The sequence below is a fragment of the Bradyrhizobium sp. JR4.1 genome (assembly GCF_040548605.1).
In the GTDB taxonomy this organism is placed as follows: Bacteria; Pseudomonadota; Alphaproteobacteria; order Rhizobiales; family Xanthobacteraceae; genus Bradyrhizobium; species Bradyrhizobium canariense.
In genome coordinates, this window is record NZ_JBEPRY010000033.1 from 1 (window position 1) to 11,476 (window position 11,476).

The following is an 11,476-nucleotide window of genomic DNA, read 5'->3' on the forward strand; positions in this document are numbered from 1 at the left end:
CGGTTTTCCTGCGTGTGCTTTTCGCGCAGCGGACCGCGGGTGCCAGCCGGCACCCGGCCTTCCCTGCGCCCTCTTGGACAAGAGGGTGGAATGACCAAGCAAAGCTCGGGCGAAACGCGTCGCGAGAACGCGGCGGTGCGTCCGCCAACCCAATATTCCGGTTCGGGCACCGATGACTTGTCCCTAACGCTAGGGACAGACACGTTGCTGCGATCCGCTTAGCATGGCCCGCCCGGTTGCTCGGGACCGCAGGAGGAAACGCGTATGTCGGACGACATGCCTCTTGAGCGGCGACGGTGTCGTGGGGAGCACTGCAAGCTCGAGCCGGGGCGCCGACGCAGCCGGCGGAATCGTCAAAGCGGACAGGGAGGAACAGGAGATGAAGATCGGTTTCGCGCGAGCCTCGCTTCTTGTGGCATGCGTCCTTTATGGAAATGCGGCTCACGCGGACATCAAAATTGGAATTGTGATTTCGGCAAGTGGCCCGGGATCCGCACTGGGACAACCGCAGCTCAAGACGGTTGCAGCTCTTCCGAAAGAGATCGGTGGAGAGAAAGTGACCTATATCGTCCTGGACGACGAGTCGGATTCGACAAAAGGGGTCCAGAACGCACGCCGGCTGGTGATCCAGGACAAGGTCGATGTGCTGGTCGGCTCCTCTCTGACGCCGGTGACCATGCCGATGCTGGATGTCGCGCTCGAATCGAAGACGCCGCTGCTGTCGCTCGCTGCCGCTACCGCCATCGTTCAACCGATGGATGAGAAGCGCGCCTGGGCTTTCAAGGTCGTTCCCAATGACGACCTCATGGCGGCCGCCATCCTCAAGCATATCGCGAATTCAGGCGTGAAGACGCTCGGCTATATCGGTGTTTCGGATGGCTACGGCGAGGGCTACTACAAGGAGGTGAGCCGCCTCGCGCCCGCGCTGGGGCTGACCGTAACCACACACGAAGTCTATGCGCGAGCCGACACCAGCGTCACCGGTCAGGCGCTGAAGGTGATGTCGACCAATCCGGATGCCGTCTTCATCGCGTCCGCGGGAACTCCGGCGGTCTTGCCGCAGCAGGCGCTCCGCGAGCGCGGATACGCCGGGAAGATATTTCAGACTCACGGCGTGGCCAGTGAGGAATTCATCAAGCTTGGTGGCGCGAACGTCGAAGGTGCCGTATTCGCGGGCGAGGCCTTTACCATTGCCGCCGACCTCCCCACGGGAGATCCGTTTCGTCGCTCGACGGAGGAGTTCGTGACCGCGTATGAAGCGGCAAACGGGCAAAAGCCCAACATGTTCGCTGCTCACCTCTGGGATGTCGTCGCGCTGATCGGAAAAGCTTCGCCGGATGCGCTGAAGATGGCAAAGCCTGGCACAATCGAATTTCGCGCGGCCCTGCGGGACGCACTCGAGCGAGGGCAGAACATCTATCTCAACAATGGGCTGTCGAACATGAGCAAGGCCGATCACAACGGCTATGATGAGCGCTCGGCCTTCCTGATCAAGGTCGAAGGCGGGAAGTTCCGCCTGGCAAAGTAGCGGCGCGCCAATGCACGATCTGGCCTGCTCCGCCTCAGACCCAGCCTCCATCGACGATGTAGTGCTGGGCTGTACAGGCGGAAGCCTCGTCGGAAGCGAGGAAGATGGTGAACTTCGCGATCTCGTCCGGCATAAGCTTGCGCTTCAGGCATTGTCGTTGCATCAGCTCGACCTCGCCCTGTGGCGTCATCCATTTATCGAGCTGGCGCTCGGTCATGATCCATCCCGGCGCTATCGCGTTCACGCGGATGTTGTAGGCGCCATAATCGCGCGCCAGGGAGCGCGTGAGACCGATGACGCCTGATTTGCTGGCGGTGTAGGCGGCCATGCCGCCTTGTCCGGCGATCCACGATACCGAACCGAAATTGATGATCGCGCCGGCATTCGCCGCCTTCATGTCCGGCAACACGGCCTGCGCAGCAAAGAACTGGTGCTTCAAGTTGACCGCGACACGGTTGTCCCAATATTCCGGTGTCATTTCCTCGGTGCTGTGCCGCTCGTCATGTGCGGCATTGTTGACGAGGATGTTGATCGCGCCGTGCACGTTGCGCGCCTCCGCGACACCGGCACGCAACGCGGCGATATCGGTCAAATCGACACGCATGAAACGCGCGCTAAGACCTTGATCCGACAGCTCGCGTGCCAGGGATTGGCCCTCGTCGACTTTGATGTCGAAGAACACGACATTGGATTTCTGCTGTGCGAAGCGCCGCACGATCGCAGCGCCAATTCCGGATGCGCCCCCGGTGACGAGAACGACCTTGCCGGCGAGGTCGGAATAAACGGCAGCCATGGATATCCCTCGATTTGCGTTGGGGCAGCGCGACGCGCCGCCCGATTCTCGCGCTCACCTTAACGACCTCCTTCGTGAGGTGCATAGATCAGAATTTTAGTTGCGTACCTCAAAAATCGAAGGCAGGATTGCACCAAAGAATAAAAGCCGTTGGGAGGAATGTGATGAGACTGCTCGGGAAACTGGGACTGGCCGTTGTCGCATGCCTGCTCGGAGCGAAACTCGCTGCGGCCGATACGACGGTGAAGTGGCTGCACATCGAGGCCAACCCGGCCCAGGTCAAAATCTGGGAAGAGGTTGCGCGCGCCTTTGAGGGGTCGCATCCGGGCGTCAAGGTCGAGATGCAGTTCCTCGAGAACGAGGCCTACAAGGCCAAGCTGCCGACCATCCTCCAATCCAAAGACCGGCCCAACATCATCTACAGCTGGGCGGGCGGTGTCCTGAAGACGCAGATCGAGGCCGGCGTGCTCGACGACATCACCGATTCTGTGAAGGGCTACAGCGACAGTCTCACGCCGGCGGCGCTCGCCGCCTTCACCCGCAACGGCCGCGTTTATGGTCTGCCCACGGCGCTCTCGCAGGTCGGCTTCCTCTGCAACAAGGAGCTGATGGCCAAGGGGAAGGTCGATCCTGCCGGGATCAAGAGCTGGGACGATCTGCTTGCTGCCGTGAAGGCGTTGAAATCCGCCGGCGTGACCCCGATCGTGGTCGGCGGCGCCGATAAATGGCCACTGCACTTCTACTGGACCCATCTTGCTGTGCGCATCGGCGGCAAGGCGGCGTTCGATGCGGCGCTGCGCGGCGAGAACGGCGGCTTTTCCGGGGAAACCTTCCAGAAATCCGGCGAGCTGTTCAAGCAGCTCGTCGATCTCCAGCCGTTCCAGAATGGCTTCCTTGGTTTCAAGAACCCGCAGGCGGTCGGCTATTTCGGGGACGGCAAGGCGGCGATGACGCTCGCGATCAGCACGGTCTATCATCTGCAACGCGCTCTCGCCGCCGACAAGGTCGGATTGACCGAGGACAAGATGTGCTGGTTCGACTTCCCGGTCGTGACCGGCGGCAAGGGTGCGCCCACCGATACGCTCGGCGGCATCACCGGTTGGCTGATTACGAAAGGCTCGCCGAAGGAAGCCGTCGATTTCCTGAAATACTTCGTCTCCAAAGAGGTGCAGACGCGGCTTGCCGCCGGCAACTTCATCATCCCGGTGGTGCAGGGCGCGGACGCAGGGCTGAACAACAGCTTCATGAAGCTGATCGCCGCCAATCTGGCGAATTCGAACTACCACCAGAACTTCTATGACCAGAGCCTGGGTCCGTCGGTCGGCCGCGTCGTCAACGACGTCACGGCCGAGATCGCCGGCGGCAGCATGAGCCCGCAAGAGGCTGCCAAGGCAATCGAGGCGGCGTGGAAGCAGGGCAACTGACGGTGGCGCGGCGGACCGCGAGCGTGTCGGCGATCGGTGCTGCTGGCGAGATGGTACCGCAAGTCAGGGTCCGTGGCCCGGTTTGGGACGGCAGGCTGACGGTGCTCATCCTGTTCCTGCCGCCGGCGCTGCTGTTGTTCACGTTGTTCGTTGTGCTGCCGATCGGCGAAGCAGCCTGGTATTCGGGCTTCAATTGGAACGGGTTCGGCAGGCCCACCAACTGGATTGGCTTGGACAATTACCGCTTCGTGCTGGAGACCCGCGCCTTCTGGCTCGCGCTGCGTAACAACGGGCTGATTATCGCTGTTTCGCTCGCCATCCAGCTGCCGCTCGCGCTCACGCTGGCCTTGATGCTCGCCGAGCGCTTTCGAGGGGCGGTGGCGCTGCGCATGCTGTTCTTCATGCCCTATATCCTGGCGGAGATCGCGACCGGGTTGATCTTCAGCTTCGTCTATGACGGCGACTACGGCCTTGTGGCTTCGATCTGGCGCAGCTTCGGCGCCGAGCCTCCGCATCTGCTGGCTTCGACCGATACGGCGATGCTGGCGGTGCTGATCGTGATCGTCTGGAAGTACTTTGGCTTCCACATGATGCTTTTCATCGCAGCGCTCCAGAGTCTCGACAAGAGCCTGGTCGAGGCGGCACGCATCGACGGCGCGACCCGATCGCAAGCCCTGCGACATGTGGTCGTTCCCTTGCTCTATCCGACGATAAGGCTCTCCGTGTTCTTCGCCATCGTCGGCTCGCTGCAGCTGTTCGACCTCGTCATGCCGCTGACGCGCGGGGGGCCAGCGGACTCCTCGAACACGATGGTGAGCTTTCTCTACAACAACGGCATCTCGCGCATGCGAGTCGGCTACGGCAGCGCCATCGGTGTCATTTTGTTTGCGATCTGTGTGACCTTTGCCTTCACGTACAAGCGATGGTTCATGCGCGATGAGTAACGCCAGGATCATCCGCGCGCCGTTCGATCCCGCAATGCTGTTCAAGCTGGTGTTCCTCGCCGTCGTTGCCATCATCGTACTGGTGCCGCTGCTCGCGACCTTGTTCGGTGGCTTCAAATCACTCGGCGAATTGCGCGTCAATCCGTTCGGCCTGCCACGTCACTGGGAGTGGCAGAACTATGCTGATATCCTGTTCTCGGCGCGTTACTGGCAGCTCTTGCGCAACTCGCTGATCATCTCGACCCTCACGGTGGCCCTAACCCTGATCGTCGCCTCGATGGCGGCGTTCACCTTTGCCCATATCAGGTTCTTCGGCAGCTCGATGCTGCTGAGCTACCTGACGCTGGGCCTGCTGTTTCCGGCGGCGACAGCGGTGCTGCCGCTCTTCATCAAGGTGCGCGATCTCGGATTGCTCGATACATATTTTGGCGTTGCCCTGCCGCAAGCGGCCTTCGGTCTTGCGATGAGCGTGTTGCTGCTGCGGCGCTTCTTCAAGGACATCCCGTACGAACTGCTGGAAGCCGCGCTGGTCGACGGCTGCAGCTATATCAAATTCTTCCGCTATGTGACGTTGCCGTTGTCGCGGCCGATCCTGGCGACCGTCGGTACCATCACCTTCGTCAACAGCTGGAACGCCTATCTGTTGCCGCTGGTGATGCTCAACACGGACGCGCTCTATCCCTGGCCGCTCGGCATCATGGTTTATCAGGGCGAGTATTCGTCCGAGTGGCATCTGATCCTGGCCTTCATCACACTGACCATCCTGCCGACGATCATTATCTTCCTTCTCGCGCAGAAACACATCGTCGCAGGCCTCACTGCCGGCGCGGTCAAGGGATGAACGGCACCTCACGGAGATCACAATGAGAAAAGTCGGTATCGGCATCATCGGCTGCGGCAATATCAGCACCGCTTATCTGAAGGCGGCCCAGCGCTTCCCGGTCATGGAAATCAAGGCGCTCGCCGATATGCGCAGCGACATCGCAGAGCGGCAAGGCGCCGCCTTCGGGCTGCCGGCGATGCGGGTTGATCAACTGCTCAAGCGGGACGACGTTGAGATCGTCATCAATCTCACCGTGCCACTCGCCCACACCGACGTCAGCCTGGCGGTGCTGAACGCCGGCAAGCACGTTCACTCCGAGAAGCCGCTCGGCATCAACGTCACGGAAGCCCGCAAGGTGATGGAGCTCGCCGCGCAAAAGGGTCTTCGTGTCGGCTGCGCGCCTGATACGTTCCTCGGCGGGGGGCACCAGACGGCGCGCAAGTTGATCGACGATGGTGCGATCGGCAGGCCTGTGGCCGGTAGCGCGTTCTTTGGCTGCCCCGGCCATGAGCGCTGGCATCCGGCGCCGGGTTTCTACTATTTGCGCGGCGGCGGGCCTATGCTTGACATGGGCCCGTACTACATCACCGATCTCGTGCAACTGCTCGGCCCGGTGGCGAGCGTGATGGGCTCGACGGCGCGTCCGAAATCCGAGCGGTTGGTCACCAGTCAGCCGATGAACGGAACGCTGATCCCGGTCGAAGTTTCGACCCATGTCGCCGGCACGCTCGAATTCGAGAGCGGGGCGGTCGTCTCGATCGCGATGAGCTTTGATGTGCCCATGCACCGACATGCGCCGATCGAGATCTATGGCGACAAGGGCAGCATGCTGGTACCGGACCCGAACCGCTTCGGCGGCGAGGTGCAGGTCGCGAAGACCGGCGGCGAGTGGGAGCCGGTGCCGCTGACCCACGGTCATGTCGACGGCGAGTTCCGTTCCATCGGTGTCGCCGACATGGCCTCCGCGATCCTGAACAACCGGCCGCATCGTGCCAGCGGTGCGCTCGCGTTCCACGTGCTGGAGGTGATGGAAGCGTTCCAGACCTCTGCCGACGAAGGGCGACGCGTCAAGATCGAGAGCTGCGTCGAACGGCCGGCGATGCTGCCGGCCGGGCGTGAAACCGGACAGATCGACTGAGGGAATGACCATGCGCAAGGCAATGATTGTATGGGGCGGTTGGCCGGGGCACGATCCCGATCTCTGTGCTTCGATGATCCGGGGCTGGCTGAAGGCTGAAGGCTTCGAGGTGCGGATCGAAACCACCACCGCCGCGTTCGCCGATCCCGCGATTCACGACCTGTCACTGATCATCCCGATCTACACCATGTCGAAGATCGAGAAGGCGGAAGCGCTCAATCTCTGCGCTGCGGTCCGTAGCGGCGTCGGGCTCGCCGGCCATCATGGCGGCATGGGCGACGCTTTCCGCGATTCTGTCGACTACCAATTCCTGTGCGGCGGGCAGTGGGTTGCGCATCCCGGCAACATCATCGACTACAAGGTCGACTTGACGAAGCCGGATGATCCCATCATGAAGGGCCTGAAGAGTTTCGAGCATCGTTCCGAGCAGTACTACATGCATGTCGACCCCGCCAACGAGGTGTTGGCGACGACGACCTTCACCGGCGAGCACGCACCCTGGATCGAGGGCGTGGTGATGCCCGTGGTCTGGAAGAAGCGATACGGCGCGGGCAGGGTGTTCTATTCCTCGCTCGGCCACCGCGCTTACGAGCTCGACGTACCGGAGATCCGTACGTTGATGATCCGCGGCATGCTGTGGGCGGCGCGCGAATGAATGCTGGTGCGACCCAGCCGGTGCTTCGTGCCACGCTCGAGGACGTCGCGCGCACGGCGGGTGTTTCGCTCGCCACCGTCGACCGCGTCGTCAACCGGCGCGAGGGCGTGCGCGCCAAGACCGTCGCGCGGGTCGAGGCCGCGGTGGCAAAACTCGGCTATCGAGCCGACGTCGCGGCCGCGCGGCTTGCCCGCGGGCAGACGTTCCGCTTTGCCTTTGTGCTGCCGACGGGTAGCAACAGCTTCATGACCAACCTGACCGAGCAGGTCCAGCGCACCGCGGACTGGCTCGCCGGCCAGCGCGGCTTCATTGATATCCTGCATGTCGACGTGTTCGATCCGGACGTACTCGCTGCCGCACTGGAAAATCTCTCGCCGGTGTATCAGGGCGTCGCCGTCATCGCGCTCGATCATCCCAGGGTGCGCGCCGCGATCGACGAACTCACCACGCGCGGGGTCGCTGTGGTGACCCTTGTGTCGGACGCGCCGAGCTCGCGCCGGCTGCACTATGTCGGCATCGACAACCCGGCGGCAGGCCGCACCGCTGCAACGCTGATGGGACGGTTCCTCACTGGTCGCGAGGGGACGGTGGCCGTGATCGCGGGATCGTTGTCGCTGCGCGATCACACCGAGCGGCAATTCGGCTTCCACCAGATCCTGTCCAGCGAGTATCCGAACCTGCTCGCGCTGCCGGTGATCGAGGGCCGCGACGACAGCGAGCGCACGCGGGAGCTCACTGCGGCACTGCTCGCGCGCCAGCCCGATCTGCGCGGCATATACTGCTGCGGCGCCGGCAACCGTGGCATCGCCGATGCGCTCGGGGCCTCGGGACGCGCGCGCGAGGTGGTCTGGATTGCCCATGAGCTGACTCAATACACACGGCGTTTCCTGGTCCGCGGCGCGCTCGATGCTATCATCAACCAGGATCCCGGCCACGAGGCACGGTCTGCGGCGCGAGTCCTGCTCGCGCATTGTTCGGGTGAGCCCATCAGCCCCGACCAGGAGCGCATCCGCATCGACATTTTTCTGCGGGACAATCTGCCGTAACCTTTGAGTCGCCTGCGGAGCGCATCAGAAGCTCGCGGCCATTGCGGCCAGACGTTGGTGGGCGCGTTCGCGGGCCGCCTCGATCGGCTGTTGCGGTCCGGTGGTTGGTCCGATTGGAGTGAAACGGACATTGTTGATCCCGACAAAACGCAAAATTTCGCGCAGGTAAGGTGTTGCCATGTCGATGCGCCCGCGGTTCATTCCAGTGGCGAAATCGCTGCCACTGGCAATGATGACGATGGTCGGCCGGTCCTTCAGCAACGGGACATACCCCAGCGACGGATCGAACCGGAAGGTGAGCCCGGGCTGGACGATGACGTCGAACCATTGCTTGAGCTTATAGGGAATGCCGAAATTCCACATGGGCGTGGAAATCAACACCCGCTCGGCAAGCGCCAAGCGCACCGCCATCCGCTCGGCCTCCGCGAAGCTGTCCCGCTGCGCGTCGTTAAAGGCCTGCGCCTTCATCCGTGCATATTTGGCCTCGACAATAGGGCCTGAAAACTCCGGCAGGCGCTCGCGCCAGAGATCCATGACGTCCACGTCCCAATCGGGCCGAGCTTGGCGAAAGCCATCGAGGAAAACGCGGGCGCCGGCGCTTGACCAGGAGTCGTCGCGGGGCGAGCAGGACAGGTGCAGGAGCTTCGCCACCGCTCATCCCAGCGCTTTGATGACCGCATCGGCCCTGGTCACGACGGCGACGTTCTGCATGGCGAAGTTGATCGACGCGGCGTGCCAATCGGCGTTCATGGTCGAGCAGCAATCCTCAGGAACGATCATGAAGTAGCCCTTGTCGGCACCGGTCCGCGCCGTGTGCTCGACCGACATGTTGGTCCAGGCGCCGGTGTTGATGATCATGTCGCGACCGGTGGCTCTCAGGATCGTTTCGAGCTTCGTGCCTTCCCAGGCGCTCATTCGCACCTTCTCGACCACGAAATCGCCGGGCCGTGGTTCGAGACCTGAAACCGGTGCCGCGCCCCAGCTTCCGCGCACCATCGCTTTGCTGTCGACGAGACCCTCGAACAGTGGCGCATTCAGAGTCACGCCGGGCGCGCCGGGCTCAACGACGAACCAGACATGGATGACGGCGACGCCGCGCGCCCGCGCGGTTTCGGCCACGCGGCGGACGTTCTCGACGACATGCTGCTGGCGCGCATGCCCGGGCGCGCCGGAATCGGCAAAGGCGCCACCGTCCATGATGACGTCGTTCTGGAGGTCCTGGATGATCATGGCGCAGCGTCGCGGGTCGAGCTGCATCTCGCCGTCGGCGAGGACGGGTGCAGCGGAAGCAGAGCCGGCCGCCGCTGTGCCGCCGCCTCGCTTGCCGCTCATATAGGGCTCGTGGCGCGGTCCGACCTTGGTGGGAATGGCATAGACCGAGTGCGTCGAAGTCAGGTACAGCCTGCGGAAATCCGGCCCGCCCCAGGTAAGGTTGGCGACAAGCTCGGGCAGGCGGAGCTTGCCGAGCAGCTCGCTGCGCGGCGAATAGACCCACACGCCGCCGGGTGCCGTGACCCAGATGTTGCCGTGCTGGTCGCACTTCATGCCGTCGGGCAAGCCGGGCTCGAGCTCGGAGCGGATGCCGCTCGCGAACACACGCGCACTCGACAGCGAGCCGTCGCCGTTGACATCGAATACGCGGATCAGTGCCTGCACGGTGTCGTTGACATAGAGCAGTTTCTCGTCGGGCGAGAAGCACAGCCCGTTCGGCTGGTCGAACAGATTGCGGTCCACGACGAGCTTCGGCTCGGCGCCGGGCACCACGCGATAAACGCCCTGGAAACCGAGCTGCCTTGGCCGCTCGACGCCATAGACCGGCATGCGGCCATACCAGGGATCCGAGAAATAGATCGCGCCCGAGGAGTGCACGCAGACGTCATTGGGACTGTTGAGCTCCTGTCCCCCAAAGTGCGAGGCCAGCACCTCGCGCCGCCCATCCGGCCGCTCGCGGATCAATGACGACGTCGCGTGCTCGCAAACGATCAAATTGAGTTCGGCGTCATAGGTCATGCCGTTGCATTTGTTCGAGGGACGCTTGACCTCGGCGACGCCTCGCCGCGCATCCCAGCGCCGACGCACGTCGGCCGGCATGTCCGAGAACAGCAGATAATGATCGACCGGATGCCAGATCGGTCCCTCCGTGAAGTCAAAACCGGTGCCGATCTGCGCGACTGGTGCGTAGGGGTCAATCAGGGTCTCGAATTCGGAGCGTAAGGTGACGTGCGTCATCATCCATCCTCTGGCGTCTAAGCTGGAAACCAGTTGCGCTGGGGCAGGGACTGCACGACCGGCCCAGGCACCTGGTCGTGGAGTCGGCCGACGACGTTGCCACCTTCGATCTTGGCGGGACGGTCATGGACCGGCAGCAGATATCGCGAATTGCTGAGCAGCTTCTTGATGGCGGCCTTCTCGGCGCGCTTGGTGGTGCCGTGATTGCCGGTGGTGCGCGGCTCCCAGTCGTGGATCTCGTTGAAGGGCGTCACGATCTGGTCGTTGAAATCATAGATGACGTCGCCGCAGATCGTGGCGATGCCGTCGGCGGTTTCGACGATGATGTTCATCGAGCCCTCGGTATGCGCATTCGCAGCGTCGCAGTAGACGCCCGGCATCAGCTCGATGGGACCTGTGATCTCAAGGTCGAGAAAGCGCAGGGCACTCTTGGTGTGCAGACGGTCGATCAGATGCTTAATATCCGGCGCCGGATATTGCGGATGCATCAGGCCGGACACGGAGTATTCAAGCTCCCGACGGTTGAGGACGACAGTCGTGTTCATCGGAAACAGATCGTCCTTGCCGGCGTGGTCGATGTGCAGATGGGTGTGGCAGACGAAGCGCACATCGCCCATCCGCACGCCGTGCCGTGCAAGCTGGTTTTCGATCATGTGCTCGTGATACTGCAGGCCGCGCATGCCCAGCGTTTCCATGATCTGGTTGGAGCGGTAACCCGTATCGACCACCACCGGATCCTTGCCGCCGAGGATCAGGAAACCGAGGGTGAGGACGCGGCGGGTGCGGCCGCAATCGCGGCCGAGAACCAAAAAGCTCGATTCCAGCTCAATATCGCCATAGTCCAGAATCTTGATCTCCAGCGGCATTCCGTCCCTCCCTGTGTCCGTTCTCGTTGT

At 62.7% G+C, this 11,476-nt stretch carries 11 protein-coding genes; 7 read left to right on the plus strand and 4 right to left on the minus strand.

Annotated features, from left to right (window positions below; genetic code table 11):
* Positions 1-379: 379 nt before the first annotated feature.
* Complete coding sequence (locus tag ABIB90_RS37035) at positions 380-1,528, plus strand: ABC transporter substrate-binding protein (RefSeq protein ID WP_007593050.1); 1,149 nt, start codon at positions 380-382, stop codon at positions 1,526-1,528.
* Between the two features lie 34 nt (positions 1,529-1,562).
* On the opposite strand, the gene ABIB90_RS37040 is transcribed toward ABIB90_RS37035, so the two are convergent.
* Positions 1,563-2,321: an SDR family NAD(P)-dependent oxidoreductase gene (locus tag ABIB90_RS37040; RefSeq protein ID WP_007593048.1), complete on the minus strand. Its 759-nt coding sequence runs from the start codon at positions 2,319-2,321 to the stop codon at positions 1,563-1,565.
* A 164-nt stretch (positions 2,322-2,485) separates the two neighbouring features.
* Between ABIB90_RS37040 and ABIB90_RS37045 the strand changes: the two genes are divergently transcribed.
* From ABIB90_RS37045 to ABIB90_RS37070, 6 genes are read left to right on the plus strand one after another with little or no spacing between them, the layout of a single operon-like run.
* Positions 2,486-3,745, plus strand: coding sequence for an extracellular solute-binding protein (locus ABIB90_RS37045; protein ID WP_007593046.1), 1,260 nt, complete (start codon positions 2,486-2,488; stop codon positions 3,743-3,745).
* 2 nt (positions 3,746-3,747) lie between these two features.
* Complete coding sequence (locus tag ABIB90_RS37050) at positions 3,748-4,689, plus strand: carbohydrate ABC transporter permease (RefSeq protein ID WP_502917062.1); 942 nt, start codon at positions 3,748-3,750, stop codon at positions 4,687-4,689.
* Complete coding sequence (locus tag ABIB90_RS37055; RefSeq protein ID WP_219684416.1) at positions 4,682-5,530, plus strand: carbohydrate ABC transporter permease; 849 nt, start codon at positions 4,682-4,684, stop codon at positions 5,528-5,530. Before ABIB90_RS37050 ends, ABIB90_RS37055 begins: the two co-directional genes overlap by 8 nt.
* Before the next feature lie 22 nt (positions 5,531-5,552).
* Complete coding sequence (locus ABIB90_RS37060; RefSeq protein WP_354171413.1) at positions 5,553-6,650, plus strand: Gfo/Idh/MocA family protein; 1,098 nt, start codon at positions 5,553-5,555, stop codon at positions 6,648-6,650.
* 10 nt (positions 6,651-6,660) lie between these two features.
* Positions 6,661-7,305: a ThuA domain-containing protein gene (locus tag ABIB90_RS37065; protein WP_219684414.1), complete on the plus strand. Its 645-nt coding sequence runs from the start codon at positions 6,661-6,663 to the stop codon at positions 7,303-7,305.
* The gene (locus ABIB90_RS37070) at positions 7,302-8,351 is read left to right on the plus strand and encodes a LacI family DNA-binding transcriptional regulator (RefSeq protein ID WP_354171410.1); all 1,050 of its coding nucleotides are present in this window, start codon (positions 7,302-7,304) and stop codon (positions 8,349-8,351) included. Before ABIB90_RS37065 ends, ABIB90_RS37070 begins: the two co-directional genes overlap by 4 nt.
* A 24-nt stretch (positions 8,352-8,375) precedes the next feature.
* Here the strand turns inward: ABIB90_RS37070 and ABIB90_RS37075 are convergent, their stop codons facing one another.
* Genes ABIB90_RS37075 through ABIB90_RS37085 form a run of 3 tightly spaced genes read right to left on the minus strand, consistent with a single transcriptional unit; the run spans position 8,376 to position 11,446 of the window.
* Entirely contained in the window at positions 8,376-9,002 is a 627-nt protein-coding gene (locus ABIB90_RS37075) for an FMN-dependent NADH-azoreductase (RefSeq protein WP_354171408.1), read from the minus strand.
* 3 nt (positions 9,003-9,005) lie between these two features.
* Positions 9,006-10,580 (minus strand): isochorismatase family protein, encoded by a 1,575-nt coding sequence (locus tag ABIB90_RS37080; protein ID WP_354171406.1) that lies wholly within the window; start codon positions 10,578-10,580, stop codon positions 9,006-9,008.
* A gap of 17 nt (positions 10,581-10,597) precedes the next feature.
* A complete protein-coding gene (locus ABIB90_RS37085) occupies positions 10,598-11,446 on the minus strand; it encodes an MBL fold metallo-hydrolase (RefSeq protein WP_354171404.1) in 849 nt (282 codons plus the stop codon).
* Between the last annotated feature and the right edge of the window lie 30 nt (positions 11,447-11,476).